We start from the raw sequence: 17431 nt of genomic DNA on the forward strand, positions 1-17431 counted from the left end.
GGCCGCGGTCCGCCCGTGCGGAACCGGCCCCGACGCCCGACGACACCCCGGCCGCCCGGCCGGACCAGCTCCCAGGAGGACCCGCATGACCGACGTCGGGCTGCTCAGCCCCGGAGCCCACCGGGGGGACGGGCACACGGACGACTCCGCGGTGCTCCAGGCGCTGCTCGACGTCGAGGCCGCCTGGGTCGCCGCCCAGACGGGCGCCGGCCTGGCCCCGCCCGGCGCCGCGGCCTCGGCCCGTGCCGCGGCCAGGTCCGAGGACTACGACGCGGCCGACGTCGCCCGGCGCGCCGAGGGCGGCGGCAACCCCGTGATCCCGCTCCTCGCCGACTACCGCCGGCGGCTGGGGGACCTCGACCCCGAGGCCGTGCGCTGGGTGCACCGCGGTCTCACCAGCCAGGACGTCATGGACACCGCGATGATGCTGGTCGTGCACCGGGCCGCCGGGCCCCTCGCCCGCGACCTGGGGCGCACCCGCGACGCCCTGGCCGGCCTGGCCGACGCCCACCGCGGCACGGTCCTGGCCGCCCGCACCCTCACCCAGCACGCCCTGCCCACCACCTTCGGGCTCAAGGCCGCCTCATGGCTGGCGGGCCTCCAGGACCTGGAGGACGACCTCGCCGAGCTGGACCGCCTGCCCGTCTCCTACGGCGGTGCCGTCGGATCGCTCGCCGCGAGCGTCGCCCTCTTCCCCGGTGCCCCGGACGCAGCCGAGCGCGCCCTGGACCTCGCCCGGCGCTGGGCCCGGGAGCTCGGCCTGAGCCTGCCCCCGCACGTCTGGCACACGGCGCGCCGCCCCGTCCTGCGCACGGGGGAGACGCTCGCGGCCGTGTGCTCGTCCCTCGGACGGATCGCCAACGACGTCCTGCTCCTGAGCCGGCCCGAGCTCGGGGAGCTGCGCGAGCCGGCCGCCGAGGGCCGGGGCGTGTCCTCCGCCATGCCGCAGAAGCAGAACCCGGTCCTGTCGGTGCTGCTCAAGCGCACCGCGCTGACGGCCCCGCAGCTGGTCGCCCAGCTCCAGCTCGCCGCCTCGCTGTCCCTGGACGAGCGGCCCGACGGCGCCTGGCACGCCGAGTGGCCCGCGCTGCGGGAGCTCACCCGGCTGACGGTCGCGGCGTCGTCGCACGCGGCCGAGCTGACCGCGGGGCTGACGGTGGGGACCACCCGGATGCGGGCCAACCTGGACGCGTCCGGTCCGGCCGTCCTGGCCGAGCGGATCAGTGCCGCCCTCGCGCCCCTGGTGCCCGCCGCGGGCGGCTCCTCGGGCGCGCAGCGGGTCCAGGCGGTCGTGCGGGAGCACGCGACCGACCGTCCGGGCCTGCTGACCGCCCTCGTGCGGCTGGCCGCGGGCGCGGAGGGGCCGGGAGGCGCCGCGGTCGACGAGGAGTTCGTCGCCGGTCTGCTCGACCCCGCCGGCTACCTCGGCGCCAACGACCTCCTGATCGACCGGGTGCTCGAGCGGTCCCGCCGGTCCGAGAACGAGCGTTCGGCCTCTCCCGGCGCGCCCGCCGGCCCCACCACCAGGAGCACCGCATGACCGTTCCCGTCCTCACCCTCGTCGAGTTCACCGGCCGGCCGGCGCCGTCCGCGCACGCGCCCCTGCTCGTGCTCGGTCCGGCGCTGGGCACGTCCGCGGCGTCGCTGTGGTCCGGTGCGGCCCGCCGCCTGGCGGGGGACGTCCGCGTCCTGGGCTGGGACCTGCCCGGGCACGGGGCGTCGGCGCCCACCGGCGATCCGTTCACCGTCGGCGAGCTCGCGCAGGCGGTGCTGGCGGCCGTCGACCGCCACCGGGCCGCCGCCGAGCTGGAGAGCGAACCCTCGTTCTTCTACGCGGGCTGTTCGCTCGGGGGGTGCGTCGGCCGGCAGCTGCTGCTCGACGCCCCGGAGCGGGTCCGCGCGGCCGTCCTGCTGGGCACCGCCGCCCGGGTGGGCGAGCCCGCCTCCTGGACGGAGCGGGCGCAGCTCGTGGCCGCCGCCGGGACACCCACCCAGGTCGTGGGCTCCGCGCAGCGGTGGTTCGCCCCCGGGTTCATCGAGCGGGACCCGGTCACCAGCACGGGCCTGCTGCACGACCTCCAGGGCGCGGACCGGTTCTCCTACGCCCGGGCGTGCGAGGCCCTCGCCGCCTTCGACGCGGGAACAAGCCCGGGCGCCGTGCAGGTGCCCGTGCTCGCCGTGGTCGGCGCGCACGACGTCGCGACTCCGCCGGGGTCCGTGGCGGAGGTCGCGGAGGCGACGGGCGGCCGCCTCGTCGTGGTCGAGGACGCGGGCCACCTCGTGCCCGCCGAGGCCCCGCAGGACGTGGCGCGCCTGCTGGACGAGCACTTCCGCACAGCCCCCGCCCACGACCCCGAAGGAGCACGCGCATGAGCGGCAACCCGGACCGCACCGAGCAGGAGGCGCACGCGGAGGGCATGGTGGTGCGCCGCGAGGTGCTCTCGGACGCCCACGTGGACCGCGCCGAGGCCGGCAAGGACGACTTCACCGCGGAGTTCCAGGACTTCATCACCCGCTACGCGTGGGGCGAGATCTGGACCCGGCCGGGGCTGGACCGGCGCATGCGCAGCGCCGTCACCCTGACCGCGCTGATCGCGGCCGGGCACTGGGAGGAGTTCGAGATGCACGTGCGCGCCGCCCTGCGCAACGGCCTGGAGCGCGACGAGATCCAGGAGATCCTGCTGCAGTCGGCGATCTACCTCTCCGTGCCCTCGGCCAACAACGCCTTCAAGCACGCCAAGCAGGTGTTCGACGCCCTCGACGACGACGACGACGACGGGGCCCGGGACCCGCGGACCCCGTGACCGACGAGCAACTATCCGAGTGAGGAATCGACCATGACCGAGGCCTACATCTACGACGCCGTGCGCACCCCCTTCGGGCGCTTCGGCGGCGCCCTGGCCGGCACCCGCCCCGACGACCTCGCCGCCCTGGTGATCGGCGAGCAGGTCCGGCGCGCCCCCGGGCTGGACCCCGCCACGATCGACGAGGTGATCCTCGGCAACGCCAACGGCGCCGGGGAGGAGAACCGCAACGTGGCCCGCATGGCCACGCTGCTGGCCGGCCTGCCGGTCGGGATCCCCGGGACCACCGTCAACCGCCTGTGCGGATCCTCCCTGGACGCCGCAATGATCGCCTCCCGCCAGATCAGCGCCGGCGAGGCGGACGTGATGCTCGTGGGCGGGGTCGAGTCCATGAGCCGGGCGCCCTGGGTGCTCCCGAAGACGGAGAAGCCCTATCCGGCCGGGGACCTGGCCCTGGCCTCCACCACGCTGGGCTGGCGGCTCGTCAACCGGCGGATGAACCCGGCGTGGACCGTGTCCCTGGGGGAGGCCACCGAGCAGCTCGCCGAGAAGCACGGCATTGCGCGCGAGCGGATGGACGAGTTCGCGTTCCGCTCCCACCAGCTCACCCAGCAGGCGTGGGACGAGGGCTTCTACGCGGACCTCACCGTCCAGGTCCCCGGCACGGAGCTCACGCAGGACGAGTCCGTCCGCGCGTCCTCGACCGTCGAGAAGCTGGGCGGGCTCCGGACCGTCTTCCGCCCGGCGGAGGAGGGCGGGACCGTGACCGCCGGCAACGCCTCGCCGCTCAACGACGGGGCGTCGGCCGCGCTGCTGGGCTCCGAGAGTGCCGCCGAGCTCACCGGCCTGCAGCCCCTCGCCCGGATCGCCGGCCGCGGGGCGGCCGCCAACGAGCCGCAGTACTTCGGCTTCGCCCCGGTCGAGGCCGCGAACACCGCCCTGCGGCGGGCCGGGATCACGTGGGAGGACGTCGCCGCCGTGGAGCTCAACGAGGCCTTCGCCGCCCAGTCCCTCGCCTGCGTCGACGCCTGGGGGATCGACCCCGGGATCGTCAACCGGCATGGCGGGGCCATCGCCATCGGCCACCCCCTCGGCGCCTCCGGCACCCGCGTCCTCGGCACGCTCGCGAAGTCCCTGCGCGCCTCCGGGCAGCGCTGGGGCGTGGCGGCCATCTGCATCGGCGTGGGCCAGGGCCTCGCGGTCGTGCTCGAGAACCAGGATGCCTGAGACCCGCGGGGGAGCCGCGGAACACACCACCGAAGGAAGGCACATCGCATGCTGAACATCGCAGACAGCTGCGCGCAGGCCGTGGCCCCGGTCCACGACGGCGCCACCGTCATGATCGGCGGCTTCGGCGTGGCCGGCCAGCCCGTCGAGCTCATCGACGCGCTGATCGAGCACGGCGCCGGCGACCTGACGGTCGTGAACAACAACGCCGGCAACGGGGACGTGGGCCTGGCCCGGCTGATCCAGCTCGGACGCGTGCGCCGGATCATCTGCTCCTTCCCGCGCCAGTCCGACTCGTGGCACTTCGACGAGAAGTACCGGGCCGGGCAGATCGAGCTCGAGGTCGTCCCCCAGGGCAACCTCGCCGAGCGCATCCGCGCGGCCGGCGCCGGCATCGGGGGGTTCTTCACCCCCACCGGCTACGGCACCCCGCTGGCCGAGGGCAAGGAGGTCCGCGAGATCGAGGGGCGCCACTACGTCCTCGAGCACCCCATCCGGGCCGACTTCTCCCTGACCAAGGCGCACGTCGCGGACCGGGCCGGGAACCTCGTCTACCGCAGGACGGCGCGCAACTTCGGGCCGATCATGGCCGCCGCCGCCACCACCTCCGTCGTGCAGGTCGCGGAGCTCGTGGAGCGCGGCGGGCTGGACCCGGAGGCCGTCGTGACCCCCGGCATCTACGTGGACACCGTCGTGCGGATCGACGCCCCCGCCCAGCCCGACCCCCGAGAGGACAGCTGAGATGAGCGAGCACACCGGCCCCGAGCACACCGGCCCCGAGCACACGGGCCCCGAGCACACGGGCACCGTGCCCATGACGTCCGGGGCCGCGCTGACCCCCGACGAGCTGGCCCGCGTGGTGGCCCGCGACATCCCCGCCGGCTCCTACGTCAACCTCGGCATCGGCCAGCCCACCCTGGTCTCCAACTACCTCAGCGCCGAGGACGACGTCACCCTGCACACCGAGAACGGCATGCTCGGCATGGGCCCGGAGGCCCACGGCGACGAGGTCGACCCGGACCTCATCAACGCCGGCAAGATCCCCGTGCTCGAGACCCCGGGCTGCTCGTACTTCCACCACGCGGACTCCTTCGCCATGATGCGCGGCGGGCACCTCGACTGCTGCGTGCTGGGCGCGTTCCAGGTGGACCGGCACGGCAACCTCGCCAACTGGCACACGGGCGATCCGGACGCGATCCCCGCGGTGGGCGGGGCCATGGACCTGGCCACCGGGGCGAAGCAGACCTTCGTGATGATGTCGTTGCAGACCCGGAAGGGGCAGTCCAAACTGGTGGAGCAGTGCACCATGCCCCTCACCGGGGTCGGCTGCGTCTCCCGCATCTACACGGACCAGGCCGTCTTCCTCGTCGAGGAGGACGGCGTGTCGGTGCGCGAGACCTTCGGCACGAGCTTCGAGGACCTCCAGCAGGTCGTCGAGATCCCGCTGCGGCCCGCCCGCTGAGTGCCGGCACCGTCGCCGGGCGCGCGGGCCGGCCGGCACCGTCCGCAGCGCGCCCGGCCGAGGCCCCAGGAGGCCACCCATGACCGACCAGGACCCGGCCTCCCCGGCGGGGGAGCGGGGCGTCCCCGGCCAGTTCGTGCAGTCGCTCGCGCGCGGGCTCGGCGTGATCACCGCCTTCGACGCGAAGCACCCCCGGATGACCCTCAGCGACGTGGCCCGGCGCACCGGCCTGACCCGTGCCACCGCGCGCCGGTTCCTGCTCACGCTCGAGGAGCTGGGCTACGTCCGGACCGACGGGCGGCTCTTCGAGCTCACCCCCACGGTGCTGCGGCTCGGCTACTCCTACCTCTCCTCGCTGTCGCTGCCCGAGCTGGCGGCCCCGCACCTCGAGGCGCTGTCCGCGCAGGTCGAGGAGTCCACCTCCGCCTCCGTGCTGGACGGCTCCGACATCGTCTACGTCGCCCGCGTCTCCACCCACCGGATCATGACCGTCGCGATCGCCGTGGGCACCCGGTTCCCGGCCCACGCCACGTCGATGGGCCGGGTCCTGCTGGCCGCCCTGGACCCCGCCCAGCGGGCCGAGTACTTCCGCACGGCGCGACTCGACCGTCTGACCGCGCACACGCTCACCGACCGCGCCGCGCTCGAGGCCGACCTGCAGCGGGTCCGGGCCCAGGGCTGGGCGCTCGTGGACCAGGAGCTCGAGGTCGGCCTCCGCTCCGTCGCCGCGCCGGTGACCGACGGCACCGGGCGCGTGGTCGCGGCCGTGAACGTGTCCATGCGCGTGGGCATGCCCGGCGCCAGCTCGGGGGACCCGGTGGACGACGTCGTGCCGCTCCTGCTCGAGTGCGCCCGGCGGATCTCCGCGGACCTCGCCGCGACGGGGCGCTAGCCGCACCGGCCCGCGGCCGCCCCGTTTTCCCGGCCGCCCCCGGTCTGATAGGCTGTCGAGGAATTGAACGGTCATCCCTCGGCGCGCGCCGCCCGGAGAGGCCGCAGAAATCCATGGCAGAACGGACTCGGTCCTCAGGTACGCGGTGTGTACCGGAATGCCATCCTTTTCGTCTGCCCAGCTTTCGCCGTGCGGCGACCCGCCGCCCGACCGCCGGGCGCGCATCAGGCGCTGCACCCGCAGCCGGCTCCGGCCGGGAGCGGGCGAGCCGAACACCCAGCGGGCCGCTGACGCGTCCCGTCCGATCAGGAGACACTGTGCCTACAATCCAGCAGCTGGTCCGCAAGGGCCGGACCCCGAAGGTCGTCAAGACCAAGGCGCCCGCACTCAAGGGCAGCCCCATGAAGCGCGGTGTGTGCACCCGCGTGTACACCACCACCCCCAAGAAGCCGAACTCCGCGCTGCGCAAGGTCGCCCGCGTGAAGCTCAACGGCGGCGTGGAGGTCACGGCCTACATCCCCGGTGAGGGCCACAACCTGCAGGAGCACTCCATCGTGCTCGTCCGCGGTGGTCGCGTGAAGGACCTCCCCGGTGTCCGCTACAAGATCGTCCGCGGCGCGCTCGACACCCAGGGTGTCAAGGGCCGCCAGCAGGCCCGTTCCCGTTACGGCGCCAAGAAGGAGAAGAAGTAATGCCTCGTAAGGGTCCCGCTCCCAAGCGCCCGCTCGTCGTCGACCCGGTGTACAGCTCCCCGGTCGTCACGCAGCTGATCAACAAGGTCCTCCAGGACGGCAAGAAGTCCACCGCCGAGCGCATCGTCTACGGCGCCCTCGAGGGTGTCCGGGCGAAGTCCGGTGCCGACCCCGTCGTCACCCTGAAGAAGGCCCTGGAGAACGTCAAGCCGGCCCTCGAGGTGAAGTCCCGCCGCGTCGGCGGCGCCACCTACCAGGTGCCCGTCGAGGTCAAGCCGGGCCGCGCCCAGGCGCTGTCCCTGCGCTGGCTCGTCGGCTACTCGAAGATCCGCCGCGAGAACACCATGACGGAGCGTCTGCAGAACGAGATCCTGGACGCGTCCAACGGTCTCGGTGCCGCCGTGAAGCGCCGTGAGGACACCCACAAGATGGCGGAGTCCAACAAGGCCTTCGCCCACTACCGCTGGTAGAATCTTCTTCGGCCTGTCGGCCCCACCCGGGCCGACAGGCCGCCGGCACCATCTCCTGAAGGGAAACACCGTGGCACTTGACGTGCTTACCGACCTCAAGAAGGTCCGCAACATCGGCATCATGGCCCACATCGATGCCGGGAAGACCACCACCACCGAACGCATCCTGTTCTACACCGGTATCTCCCACAAGATCGGTGAGACCCACGATGGTGCCTCCACGATGGACTGGATGGCGCAGGAGCAGGAGCGCGGCATCACCATCACGTCGGCCGCGACGTCCGCCTACTGGCACGACAACCAGATCAACATCATCGACACCCCGGGCCACGTGGACTTCACGGTCGAGGTCGAGCGCTCCCTGCGCGTGCTCGACGGCGCCGTGGCCGTCTTCGACGGCAAGGAGGGCGTCGAGCCCCAGTCGGAGACCGTCTGGCGCCAGGCCGACAAGTACGACGTTCCCCGCATCTGCTTCGTCAACAAGATGGACAAGCTGGGTGCCGACTTCTACTTCACCATCGACACGATCGTCAACCGTCTCGGTGCCAAGCCCCTCGTGATGCAGCTGCCGATCGGCGCGGAGTCCGAGTTCACCGGCGTGGTCGACCTCCTCACCATGAAGGCCTTCGTCTGGCCGGGCGACTCCAAGGGCGACGTCTCCCTCGGCGCCAAGTACGAGATCGAGGAGATCCCCGCCGATCTCCAGGAGCGGGCCGAGCAGTACCGCAGCGAGCTGGTCGAGGCCGTCGCCGAGGCCGACGACGTGCTCATGGAGAAGTACCTGGGCGGCGAGGAGCTGACCCTCGAGGAGCTCAAGGCCGGCATCCGCACGCTGACCATCTCCTCGCAGGCGTACCCCGTGCTCTGCGGCTCCGCGTTCAAGAACCGCGGCGTGCAGCCGATGCTCGACGCCGTCATCGACTTCCTGCCGTCCCCGCTGGACGTCCCGAACGTCGAGGGCCACGCGCTCAACGACGAGGAGGAGATCCTCTCCCGCCCCGTCGACTACAGCGCCCCTTTCTCGGCCCTCGCGTTCAAGGTCGCCTCCCACCCCTTCTACGGGCAGCTGACCTACATCCGGGTGTACTCCGGCAAGGCGATCAACGGCGAGCAGGTCCTCAACTCGACCAAGGGCAAGAAGGAGCGCATCGGCAAGCTCTTCCAGATGCACTCCAATAAGGAGAACCCGGTCGACGAGATCCGGGCCGGCCACATCTACGCCGCGATCGGGCTCAAGGACACCACCACGGGCGACACCCTGTGCTCCCCGCAGGAGCCCATCGTGCTCGAGTCGATGTCCTTCCCGGCCCCCGTGATCTCCGTGGCCATCGAGCCGAAGACCAAGAGCGACCAGGAGAAGCTCTCCACCGCGATCCAGAAGCTCTCGGCCGAGGACCCCACGTTCACCGTGTCCCTCAACGAGGAGACCGGCCAGACCGAGATCGGTGGCATGGGCGAGCTCCACCTGGACATCCTGGTGGACCGCATGAAGCGCGAGTTCCGCGTCGAGGCCAACGTCGGCAAGCCGCAGGTGGCCTACCGCGAGACCATCAAGAAGGCCGTCGAGAAGATCGACTACACGCACAAGAAGCAGACCGGCGGTTCGGGCCAGTTCGCCAAGGTGCAGATGGCCTTCGAGCCGATCCCGCTGGACGCGGAGGAGCTCTACGAGTTCGACAACAAGGTCACCGGCGGCCGCGTCCCCCGCGAGTACATCCCCTCCGTGGACGCCGGCATCCAGGACGCGATGCGCCTGGGCATCCTCGCCGGGTACCCGGTCGTGGGCGTCAAGGCCACGCTGCTCGACGGCGCCTACCACGACGTCGACTCCTCGGAGATGGCGTTCAAGATCGCCGGCTCGATGGTGTTCAAGGAGGGTGCCCGCAAGGCGCAGCCCGTCCTCCTGGAGCCGCTCATGGCCGTCGAGGTGCGCACCCCCGAGGAGTACATGGGCGAGGTCATCGGCGACCTGAACTCCCGCCGCGGCCAGATCCAGTCGATGGAGGACGTGAGCGGCGTCAAGCTGGTCAGCGCCCTCGTCCCGCTGTCCGAGATGTTCGGCTACATCGGCGACCTGCGCTCCAAGACCCAGGGCCGTGCGGTGTACTCCATGCAGTTCGACAGCTATTCGGAGGTCCCCAAGGCCGTCGCCGAGGAGATCGTCCAGAAGAACCGCGGCGAGTAGGCACCACCCCTCGGCCCCCGGCCGGGAATTTCATCAAACAAGTACAGCCAAAGTAGACTTGCAGAGGTTTCAGTACTGCTGAGTGCCTCAGATCCCCCGACCGACACGCGGTGGGGGAGGACTGAGCAAGTTTCGACAAAAACGTTCTAGGAGGAACAACCATGGCGAAGGCCAAGTTCGAGCGCACCAAGCCGCACGTCAACATCGGCACCATCGGCCACGTCGACCACGGCAAGACGACGCTCACCGCTGCCATCTCGAAGGTCCTGCACGACAAGTACCCGGACCTCAACGAGCAGCGCGACTTCGGCGCCATCGACTCCGCTCCGGAGGAGAAGCAGCGCGGCATCACGATCAACATCGCGCACATCGAGTACCAGACGGAGAAGCGCCACTACGCCCACGTGGACGCCCCGGGCCACGCCGACTACGTCAAGAACATGATCACCGGCGCGGCCCAGATGGACGGTGCCATCCTCGTGGTCGCCGCCACGGACGGCCCCATGGCCCAGACCCGCGAGCACGTGCTGCTCGCCCGCCAGGTGGGCGTCCCCTACCTGCTGGTGGCCCTGAACAAGTCCGACATGGTCGACGACGAGGAGCTGCTGGACCTCGTCGAGATGGAGGTGCGCGAGCTCCTCGCCGACCAGGGCTTCGACGGCGACAACGCGCCGGTCGTCCGCGTCTCGGCGCTCAAGGCCCTCGAGGGCGACCCCGAGTGGGTCTCCAAGGTCGAGGAGCTCATGGAGGCCGTGGACGAGAACGTGCCCGACCCCATCCGCGACATGGACAAGCCGTTCCTCATGCCGATCGAGGACGTCTTCACCATCACCGGCCGCGGCACCGTGGTGACCGGCCGTGCCGAGCGTGGCACGCTGCCGATCAACTCCGAGGTCGAGATCGTCGGCATCCGCCCGGTCCAGAAGACCACGGTCACCGGCATCGAGATGTTCCACAAGCAGATGGACGAGGCCATGGCGGGCGAGAACTGCGGCCTGCTGCTGCGCGGTCTCAAGCGTGACGACGTCGAGCGCGGCCAGGTCGTGTGCAAGTCGGGTTCCATCACCCCGCACACCGACTTCGAGGCCAACGTCTACATCCTCTCCAAGGAGGAGGGCGGGCGCCACAACCCGTTCTACTCGAACTACCGTCCGCAGTTCTACTTCCGGACCACCGACGTCACCGGTGTCATCACGCTGCCCGAGGGCACCGAGATGGTCATGCCCGGCGACAACACCGAGATGACGGTCGCGCTGATCCAGCCGATCGCCATGGAGGAGGGCCTCGGCTTCGCCATCCGCGAGGGTGGCCGCACCGTGGGCTCCGGCCGCGTCACCAAGATCATCAAGTAGTCCACGGACTGCTCGATCTGCACGGAACCCCCCGTCGCTCGCACGAGCGGCGGGGGGTTCCGCGCGTCCCGGGCCCGGCGCGGCCGGGCTCAGCCGGTGAGCTGGTGCAGGCAGAGGACGTTGCCCTCGGAGTCGGTGAACCACGCCGCCTTCATCCCGTCGGCGGTGACGACGTGGTCCACCGTCCGCAGACCGGGCAGGTCGTAGTCCTCGAAGTGCACGCCCCGGCCCTCGAGCTCGCGCACCGCGGCCTCGACGTCGGCGACCTCGAAGCTGGCCTGCGTCAGCTCCGAGGCCGGAGCGTCCGGACGCAGGAGCAGCTGCAGGCCGGTGTGCCCGTCCTCGCTGAGCAGGACGCTGTCGGCCTCGAGCTCGGGTCCGGGGGAGAGGCCCAGCGTCTCCTGGTAGAACTGCCGGGCGCGGTCGAGTTCCCGGACAGGAACGATCGCGATCAGCCTCGCGGTGGACAGCATGGGACCCAACTCCTGCGGACGTCGGTGTGCGGACGCTGCCAGGATACGGCCGCGGGCGCCGGCGGGGGTTGCGGAAGCCTCACGGTTCCGGCACGGTTCCGCACTACTCCGGTCCCGGACGGCACGGCCGTGCGTTTGCACCGGTCTGCCATCTCTGGCAGGATGGAGGACGTTGTTCAAGCGCCGAAGCGTGCTCTCAACGGTTCGAACCGGCAGACCCCAGGACACCATCGGGTTCCGAAGCAGAACCGGGGGCCAGCAGCTGGTCGAAGCTGACACGCACGGACCACATACAGCCCACCTCGAGGAACGGACTCGGTGCGCCCTCGTGTTCTGCACGAGGCGACACGCCCGAGTTCGGGGGTCGGAGCTCCAGCAGGGTGAGGAACCCGGAATCTTCCGGATTCAGTCTGCGTGGAGGGGCGCCCCCACAGGGGGCGCCATGCACAAGGAGTCCCCAGGCTCCGTCACAGGGAAGATCGTTCAAGAAAGAGAGTCACGACGCCATGGCGGGACAGAAAATCCGCATCCGGCTGAAGTCGTATGACCACGAGGTCATCGACGTCTCGGCCCGGAAGATCGTTGAGACGGTGACGCGCGCAGGCGCCACGGTGGTCGGCCCCGTGCCGTTGCCCACCGAGAAGAACGTGTACTGCGTCATCCGTTCGCCGCACAAGTACAAGGACAGCCGTGAGCACTTCGAGATGCGCACCCACAAGCGGCTGATCGACATCATCGACCCCACGCCGAAGGCCGTCGACTCGCTCATGCGCCTCGACCTGCCGGCTGACGTGAACATCGAAATCAAGCTGTAAAGAGGATCGCATCCCAATGACTACCACTTTCGAACGCCAGGTGAAGGGCCTGCTGGGCACCAAGCTCGGCATGACCCAGGTCTGGGACGAGAACGGGAAGTTCGTGCCGGTGACCGTCGTCAAGGCGGACTCCAACGTCGTGACCCAGCTGCGCAAGCAGGACACGGACGGCTACGCGGCCGTGCAGATCGGGTTCGGTGCGATCGACCCCCGCAAGGTCACCAAGCCGCTGGCCGGACACTTCGAGAAGGCCGGCGTGACGCCGCGCCGCCACGTCGTCGAGCTGCGCACCGCCGACGCCGACACCTACGAGCTGGGCCAGGAGCTCTCCGTCGAGGTCTTCGAGGCCGGCCAGAAGGTCGACGTGATCGGCAAGACCAAGGGCAAGGGCACGGCCGGTGTGATGAAGCGTCACGGCTTCCACGGCGTCGGCGCCTCCCACGGTGCCCACAAGAACCACCGCAAGCCGGGATCCATCGGCGGCGCGTCCTACCCCGCTCGCGTGTTCAAGGGCATGCGCATGGCGGGCCGCATGGGCGCCGTCCGTCACACGACGCAGAACCTCACCGTTCACGCCGTGGACGCCGAGAACTCCCTGCTGCTCATCAAGGGCGCCCTGCCGGGCCCCAAGGGTTCGGTCGTCCTCGTCCGCACCGCAGTGAAGGGAGCCTGACAGACATGGCAACTCAGACCGTCAACGTCGACCTGCCCGCCGAGATCTTCGACGTCCAGACCAACGTGCCCCTGCTGCACCAGGTCGTCGTCGCACAGCTGGCCGCGGCCCGCCAGGGCACGCACAAGACCAAGAACCGCGCCGAGGTCTCCGGTGCCGGCCGCAAGCCCTTCAAGCAGAAGGGCACCGGCCGCGCGCGCCAGGGCTCGATCCGCGCCCCGCACATGACCGGTGGCGGCGTGGTGCACGGCCCGACGCCGCGCGACTACAGCCAGCGCACCCCCAAGAAGATGAAGGCCGCCGCCCTGCGCGGAGCCCTCTCGGACCGGGCGCGCAACAACCGCATCCACATCGTGGAGACCCTCGTGGAGGGCACCGTCCCCAACACGAAGGCCGCCCAGACGACGCTGCGCGGGCTCTCCGACCGCAAGAACCTGCTGGTCGTCCTGCACCGCTCGGACGACGTGGCCGCGCTGTCGGTGCGCAACCTCGACGCCGTGCACACCCTCTACGCGGACCAGCTCAACACGTACGACGTGCTGGTCTCCGACGACGTGGTCTTCACCAAGGACGCGTTCGAGTCCTTCGTGGCGGCCGCCAGCAAGAAGAAGCAGGAGGACGCCAAGTGAGCGCGACCACCATCAAGGACCCCCGGGACGTCATCATCGCGCCGGTCGTCTCGGAGAAGTCCTACGGGCTCATCGACGAGGGCCGCTACACGTTCTTCGTGGCGGCCGACTCGAACAAGACGCAGATCAAGTACGCCGTGGAGCAGATCTTCGGCGTCAAGGTCGAGTCCGTGAACACCATCAACCGTGCCGGGAAGCGGAAGCGCACGCGCTTCGGCTGGGGTCAGCGCAAGGGCACCAAGCGTGCCGTTGTGACCCTGAAGGAAGGCACCATCGACATCTTCGGCGGTCCGCTCGCCTGAGCGGAGACCACTTTAACGAGGAACTGACACATGGCTATCCGTAAGCACAAGCCGACAACCCCGGGCCGTCGCGGCTCCTCCGTTGCCGACTTCGCAGAAATCACGCGCACGACCCCCGAGAAGTCGTTGGTCCGGCCGCTGCCCAAGAAGGGCGGCCGCAACAACAGCGGCCGCATCACCACCCGGCACAAGGGTGGCGGGCACAAGCGCCAGTACCGCGTCATCGACTTCCGTCGCCACGACAAGGACGGCGTCGACGCCAAGGTCGCGCACATCGAGTACGACCCCAACCGCACGGCGCGCATCGCGCTGCTGCACTTCGTGGACGGCTCCAAGCGCTACATCATCGCGCCGAACCGCCTCTCGCAGGGCGACGTCGTCGAGTCCGGTCCGGGCGCCGACATCAAGCCCGGCAACAACCTGCCGCTGCGCAACATCCCCGTCGGCACCGTGATCCACGCCGTCGAGCTCCGTCCGGGCGGCGGCGCCAAGCTCGCCCGCTCCGCCGGCGCGTCCGTGCAGCTCGTCGCCAAGGAGGGCAAGTACGGCCAGCTCCGCCTGCCCTCCGGCGAGATCCGCAACGTCGACGTCCGCTGCCGCGCGACGGTCGGCGAGGTCGGCAACGCCGAGCAGTCGAACATCAACTGGGGCAAGGCCGGCCGCAACCGCTGGAAGGGCGTCCGCCCGACCGTCCGCGGTGTGGTCATGAACCCCGTCGACCACCCGCACGGTGGTGGCGAGGGCAAGACCTCCGGTGGCCGTCACCCGGTGAACCCGAACGGCAAGCCCGAGGGCCGCACCCGCCGCCCCAACAAGGAGAGCGACAAGCTCATCGTCCGCCGTCGTCGCACCGGCAAGAACAAGCGCTAAGGAGCCTGACACATGCCACGCAGCCTGAAGAAGGGCCCTTTCGTCGATCAGCACCTTTATCTGAAGGTCGCCAAGGAGAACGACAAGGGCACCAAGAACGTCATCAAGACGTGGTCCCGCCGCTCGATGATCATCCCCGACATGCTGGGGCACACGATCGCCGTGCACGACGGACGCAAGCACATTCCCGTGTTCATCACCGAGTCGATGGTCGGGCACAAGCTCGGCGAGTTCGCCTCCACGCGGACCTTCCGCGGCCATGTGAAGGACGACAAGAAGGGCAAGCGCCGCTGATCCTCCGGGATCCCGCAGCGTGAGCACTTCGAGAAGACGAGAGAAGGAAAGCAATGGAAGCCAAGGCATCTGCGCGCTACATCCGCGTGACGCCTATGAAGGCCCGGCGCGTCGTCAACCTGATTCGTGGCCAACAGGCGAATGAGGCTCTGGCGATTCTGAAGTTCGCCCCCCAGGCTGCTTCGGAGCCGGTGTTCAAGGTCCTCCAGTCGGCGGTCGCCAACGCGCGCCAGCTGGCGGACCGTGACGGCCTGCCGTACAAGGAGGAAGCGCTCGTGGTGAGCGAGGCCTTCGTCGACGAGGGTCCGACCATGAAGCGGTTCCGGCCGCGCGCCCAGGGCCGCGCCTACCGCATCAACAAGCGCACGAGCCACATCACCGTGATCGTGGCGAGCCCTGACAGCGAGGAGGTCCGCTAAGTGGGACAGAAGATCAACCCGCACGGGTTCCGGCTGGGCATCACCACCGACCACGTGTCGCACTGGTACGCGGACTCCACCAAGGAGGGCCAGCGCTACAAGGACTACGTCCGTGAGGACATCAAGATCCGCAAGCTCATGTCCACGGGCATGGAGCGCGCCGGCATCTCCAAGGTCGAGATCGAGCGGACCCGGGACCGCGTGCGCGTGGACATCCACACCGCCCGCCCCGGCATCGTCATCGGCCGCCGCGGCGCCGAGGCCGACCGCATCCGCGGCGAGCTCGAGAAGCTCACCGGCAAGCAGATCCAGCTGAACATCCTCGAGGTCAAGAACCCCGAGGTGGACGCCCAGCTGGTCGCCCAGGGCGTCGCCGAGCAGCTCGCCTCCCGCGTGGCCTTCCGTCGCGCCATGAAGAAGGCCATCCAGTCGGCGCAGCGCGCCGGCGCGAAGGGCATCCGCATCCAGTGCGCCGGCCGCCTCGGCGGCGCCGAGATGAGCCGCTCGGAGTTCTACCGCGAGGGCCGTGTGCCCCTGCACACCCTGCGCGCGAACATCGACTACGGGTTCTTCGAGGCCAAGACCACCTTCGGCCGCATCGGCGTGAAGGTCTGGATCTACAAGGGCGACCTGACCGCCAAGGAACTGGCGGCCCAGCAGGCCGCCGCTCCCTCGCGCGGCCGCGGCGGCGGCGACCGTGACCGCCGTGGCGGTCCGGGCGAGCGACGCGGCGGCGGCGGCGGCGACCGCCGTCGTCCCGACCGTAACGACCGTGGCGGACGCCGTGAGCGCACCGACTCCGCCGGCTCCGCGGCTCCGGCCGCGGCAGCGACCAACGCAGAGGGTGGTAAGTAGATGCTCATCCCACGTCGTGTGAAGTTCCGCAAGCAGCACCACCCGAAGCGTTCGGGCGCTGCCAAGGGCGGCACCACCGTCGCCTTCGGCGAGTGGGGCATCCAGGCGCTCACGCCGGCCTACGTGACGAACCGTCAGATCGAGGCCGCACGTATCGCCATGACCCGCCACATCAAGCGTGGCGGCAAGGTCTGGATCAACATCTACCCGGACCGCCCCCTGACCAAGAAGCCCGCCGAGACCCGCATGGGCTCCGGCAAGGGCTCCCCCGAATGGTGGGTCGCCAACGTCAAGCCCGGGCGCGTGATGTTCGAGCTCTCCGGTGTCTCCGAAGAGGTCGCCCGCGAGGCCCTGCGCCTGGCGATCCACAAGCTCCCGATGAAGGCACGCATCGTGCGTCGCGAAGGTGGTGAATGAGAATGGCTGTTGGATCCAAGGATCTGAGCATCGAGAACCTCGCGGCCCTCGACAAGGACTCTCTGGGTGAGGCGCTGCGTAAGGCCAAGGAGGAGCTGTTCAACCTCCGCTTCCAGTCGGCAACCGGTCAGCTGGAGAACAACGGCCGCCTCAAGGCCGTCAAGCGCGACATCGCGCGCATCTACACGGTGCTGCGCGAGCGCGAGCTCGGCATCCGGCCCCAGGCGGGCTCCGCCGAGACCACCGCCGAGATCACCTCCGAGGAGGACGCCAAGTGACCGAGCAGATCAACAGCGGGGCCGAGCAGGCCCCCGACGAGCGCGGCGACCGCAAGAGCCGTCGCGGCTACGTGGTCTCCGACAAGATGGACAAGACCGTCGTCGTCCAGCTGCAGGACAACGTCAAGCACGCCCTGTACGGCAAGGTCATGCGCCGTTCCTCGAAGGTCAAGGCCCACGACGAGCAGAACGCCGCCGGCGTCGGCGACCTGGTCCTGATCTCCGAGACCCGTCCGCTGTCCGCCACCAAGCGGTGGCGGATCGTGGAGATCCTCGAGAAGGCCAAGTGAGCGCGGTTCGCTAGAACCGGCCACCGCGGCGA

At 70.2% G+C, this 17431-nt stretch carries 23 protein-coding genes; 22 read left to right on the forward strand and 1 reads right to left on the reverse strand.

Annotated features, from left to right (window positions below):
• Positions 1-85: 85 nt before the first annotated feature.
• The 11 genes from ACH9D3_RS09800 (at position 86) to tuf (ending at position 11084) form a co-directional block, all read left to right on the forward strand.
• A complete protein-coding gene (locus tag ACH9D3_RS09800) occupies positions 86-1540 on the forward strand; it encodes a lyase family protein (protein WP_396410788.1) in 1455 nt (484 codons plus the stop codon).
• Positions 1537-2373 (forward strand): alpha/beta fold hydrolase, encoded by an 837-nt coding sequence (locus tag ACH9D3_RS09805; RefSeq protein WP_396410789.1) that lies wholly within the window; start codon positions 1537-1539, stop codon positions 2371-2373. Before ACH9D3_RS09800 ends, ACH9D3_RS09805 begins: the two co-directional genes overlap by 4 nt.
• Positions 2370-2804 carry a 4-carboxymuconolactone decarboxylase gene (gene pcaC / locus ACH9D3_RS09810; RefSeq protein WP_396410790.1) on the forward strand — a complete coding sequence of 145 codons (435 nt, stop codon included), beginning with the start codon at positions 2370-2372 and terminating at the stop codon, positions 2802-2804. Before ACH9D3_RS09805 ends, pcaC begins: the two co-directional genes overlap by 4 nt.
• Before the next feature lie 33 nt (positions 2805-2837).
• Positions 2838-4031, forward strand: coding sequence for an acetyl-CoA C-acyltransferase (locus tag ACH9D3_RS09815; protein WP_396410791.1), 1194 nt, complete (start codon positions 2838-2840; stop codon positions 4029-4031).
• Between the two features lie 48 nt (positions 4032-4079).
• On the forward strand, positions 4080-4772 hold the full coding sequence (locus ACH9D3_RS09820; protein WP_396410792.1) for a 3-oxoacid CoA-transferase subunit A: 693 nt from the start codon (positions 4080-4082) through the stop codon (positions 4770-4772).
• Positions 4773-4845: 73 nt separating this feature from the next.
• Entirely contained in the window at positions 4846-5493 is a 648-nt protein-coding gene (locus tag ACH9D3_RS09825) for a 3-oxoacid CoA-transferase subunit B (RefSeq protein ID WP_396400772.1), read from the forward strand.
• A gap of 79 nt (positions 5494-5572) precedes the next feature.
• Positions 5573-6385: an IclR family transcriptional regulator domain-containing protein gene (locus tag ACH9D3_RS09830; protein WP_396410793.1), complete on the forward strand. Its 813-nt coding sequence runs from the start codon at positions 5573-5575 to the stop codon at positions 6383-6385.
• Positions 6386-6702: 317 nt separating this feature from the next.
• Positions 6703-7077, forward strand: a complete 375-nt coding sequence (rpsL, locus tag ACH9D3_RS09835; RefSeq protein WP_017833291.1) for a 30S ribosomal protein S12 — start codon at positions 6703-6705, stop codon at positions 7075-7077.
• A complete protein-coding gene (gene rpsG / locus ACH9D3_RS09840; protein WP_368799104.1) occupies positions 7077-7547 on the forward strand; it encodes a 30S ribosomal protein S7 in 471 nt (156 codons plus the stop codon). The genes rpsL and rpsG overlap by 1 nt, the downstream gene beginning before the upstream one ends.
• A 70-nt stretch (positions 7548-7617) precedes the next feature.
• A complete protein-coding gene (gene fusA, locus ACH9D3_RS09845; RefSeq protein ID WP_396400716.1) occupies positions 7618-9732 on the forward strand; it encodes an elongation factor G in 2115 nt (704 codons plus the stop codon).
• Positions 9733-9893: 161 nt separating this feature from the next.
• On the forward strand, positions 9894-11084 hold the full coding sequence (gene tuf, locus ACH9D3_RS09850) for an elongation factor Tu (protein ID WP_396400715.1): 1191 nt from the start codon (positions 9894-9896) through the stop codon (positions 11082-11084).
• Between the two features lie 89 nt (positions 11085-11173).
• On the opposite strand, the gene ACH9D3_RS09855 is transcribed toward tuf, so the two are convergent.
• Entirely contained in the window at positions 11174-11557 is a 384-nt protein-coding gene (locus ACH9D3_RS09855; protein ID WP_396400714.1) for a VOC family protein, read from the reverse strand.
• A gap of 506 nt (positions 11558-12063) precedes the next feature.
• Between ACH9D3_RS09855 and rpsJ the strand changes: the two genes are divergently transcribed.
• The 11 genes from rpsJ to rpsQ are packed head-to-tail and all read left to right on the forward strand — an operon-like array spanning position 12064 to position 17399.
• Positions 12064-12372: a 30S ribosomal protein S10 gene (rpsJ, locus tag ACH9D3_RS09860; protein ID WP_003803825.1), complete on the forward strand. Its 309-nt coding sequence runs from the start codon at positions 12064-12066 to the stop codon at positions 12370-12372.
• 16 nt (positions 12373-12388) lie between these two features.
• Positions 12389-13045, forward strand: a complete 657-nt coding sequence (gene rplC, locus ACH9D3_RS09865) for a 50S ribosomal protein L3 (RefSeq protein WP_396400713.1) — start codon at positions 12389-12391, stop codon at positions 13043-13045.
• A gap of 5 nt (positions 13046-13050) precedes the next feature.
• Positions 13051-13674 carry a 50S ribosomal protein L4 gene (rplD, locus tag ACH9D3_RS09870; protein WP_396410794.1) on the forward strand — a complete coding sequence of 208 codons (624 nt, stop codon included), beginning with the start codon at positions 13051-13053 and terminating at the stop codon, positions 13672-13674.
• A complete protein-coding gene (gene rplW / locus ACH9D3_RS09875) occupies positions 13671-13976 on the forward strand; it encodes a 50S ribosomal protein L23 (RefSeq protein WP_298586104.1) in 306 nt (101 codons plus the stop codon). The genes rplD and rplW overlap by 4 nt, the downstream gene beginning before the upstream one ends.
• A 30-nt stretch (positions 13977-14006) precedes the next feature.
• A complete protein-coding gene (gene rplB / locus ACH9D3_RS09880; RefSeq protein WP_396400710.1) occupies positions 14007-14846 on the forward strand; it encodes a 50S ribosomal protein L2 in 840 nt (279 codons plus the stop codon).
• A gap of 12 nt (positions 14847-14858) precedes the next feature.
• On the forward strand, positions 14859-15140 hold the full coding sequence (rpsS, locus tag ACH9D3_RS09885) for a 30S ribosomal protein S19 (RefSeq protein ID WP_380214475.1): 282 nt from the start codon (positions 14859-14861) through the stop codon (positions 15138-15140).
• Positions 15141-15193: 53 nt separating this feature from the next.
• Positions 15194-15559, forward strand: a complete 366-nt coding sequence (gene rplV, locus ACH9D3_RS09890; protein ID WP_396400709.1) for a 50S ribosomal protein L22 — start codon at positions 15194-15196, stop codon at positions 15557-15559.
• The gene (rpsC, locus tag ACH9D3_RS09895) at positions 15560-16414 is read left to right on the forward strand and encodes a 30S ribosomal protein S3 (protein WP_396410795.1); all 855 of its coding nucleotides are present in this window, start codon (positions 15560-15562) and stop codon (positions 16412-16414) included.
• A complete protein-coding gene (gene rplP, locus ACH9D3_RS09900) occupies positions 16415-16831 on the forward strand; it encodes a 50S ribosomal protein L16 (protein ID WP_017833303.1) in 417 nt (138 codons plus the stop codon).
• Positions 16832-16833: 2 nt separating this feature from the next.
• A complete protein-coding gene (rpmC, locus tag ACH9D3_RS09905; protein WP_396410796.1) occupies positions 16834-17109 on the forward strand; it encodes a 50S ribosomal protein L29 in 276 nt (91 codons plus the stop codon).
• Positions 17106-17399: a 30S ribosomal protein S17 gene (gene rpsQ / locus ACH9D3_RS09910; RefSeq protein ID WP_396400706.1), complete on the forward strand. Its 294-nt coding sequence runs from the start codon at positions 17106-17108 to the stop codon at positions 17397-17399. The genes rpmC and rpsQ overlap by 4 nt, the downstream gene beginning before the upstream one ends.
• Positions 17400-17431: the final 32 nt, after the last annotated feature.

The sequence above is a fragment of the Kocuria kalidii genome (assembly GCF_044462225.1).
Lineage (GTDB): Bacteria > Actinomycetota > Actinomycetes > Actinomycetales > Micrococcaceae > Kocuria > Kocuria kalidii.

Bases quoted from the DNA above. Each gene is read 5' to 3' on its own strand.
- rpsS (WP_380214475.1), top strand. From the start codon at position 14,859: ATGCCACGCAGCCTGAAGAAGGGCCCTTTCGTCGATCAGCACCTTTAT.
- rplC (WP_396400713.1), top strand. From the start codon at position 12,389: ATGACTACCACTTTCGAACGCCAGGTGAAGGGCCTGCTGGGCACCAAG.
- rplD (WP_396410794.1), top strand. From the start codon at position 13,051: ATGGCAACTCAGACCGTCAACGTCGACCTGCCCGCCGAGATCTTCGAC.
- pcaC (WP_396410790.1), top strand. From the start codon at position 2,370: ATGAGCGGCAACCCGGACCGCACCGAGCAGGAGGCGCACGCGGAGGGC.
- ACH9D3_RS09820 (WP_396410792.1), top strand. From the start codon at position 4,080: ATGCTGAACATCGCAGACAGCTGCGCGCAGGCCGTGGCCCCGGTCCAC.
- ACH9D3_RS09825 (WP_396400772.1), top strand. From the start codon at position 4,846: ATGACGTCCGGGGCCGCGCTGACCCCCGACGAGCTGGCCCGCGTGGTG.
- tuf (WP_396400715.1), top strand. From the start codon at position 9,894: ATGGCGAAGGCCAAGTTCGAGCGCACCAAGCCGCACGTCAACATCGGC.
- ACH9D3_RS09815 (WP_396410791.1), top strand. From the start codon at position 2,838: ATGACCGAGGCCTACATCTACGACGCCGTGCGCACCCCCTTCGGGCGC.
- ACH9D3_RS09805 (WP_396410789.1), top strand. From the start codon at position 1,537: ATGACCGTTCCCGTCCTCACCCTCGTCGAGTTCACCGGCCGGCCGGCG.
- rplB (WP_396400710.1), top strand. From the start codon at position 14,007: ATGGCTATCCGTAAGCACAAGCCGACAACCCCGGGCCGTCGCGGCTCC.
- rpmC (WP_396410796.1), top strand. From the start codon at position 16,834: ATGGCTGTTGGATCCAAGGATCTGAGCATCGAGAACCTCGCGGCCCTC.
- rpsJ (WP_003803825.1), top strand. From the start codon at position 12,064: ATGGCGGGACAGAAAATCCGCATCCGGCTGAAGTCGTATGACCACGAG.
- ACH9D3_RS09800 (WP_396410788.1), top strand. From the start codon at position 86: ATGACCGACGTCGGGCTGCTCAGCCCCGGAGCCCACCGGGGGGACGGG.
- rpsG (WP_368799104.1), top strand. From the start codon at position 7,077: ATGCCTCGTAAGGGTCCCGCTCCCAAGCGCCCGCTCGTCGTCGACCCG.
- rplV (WP_396400709.1), top strand. From the start codon at position 15,194: ATGGAAGCCAAGGCATCTGCGCGCTACATCCGCGTGACGCCTATGAAG.
- ACH9D3_RS09830 (WP_396410793.1), top strand. From the start codon at position 5,573: ATGACCGACCAGGACCCGGCCTCCCCGGCGGGGGAGCGGGGCGTCCCC.
- ACH9D3_RS09855 (WP_396400714.1), bottom strand. From the start codon at position 11,557: ATGCTGTCCACCGCGAGGCTGATCGCGATCGTTCCTGTCCGGGAACTC.
- rplP (WP_017833303.1), top strand. From the start codon at position 16,415: ATGCTCATCCCACGTCGTGTGAAGTTCCGCAAGCAGCACCACCCGAAG.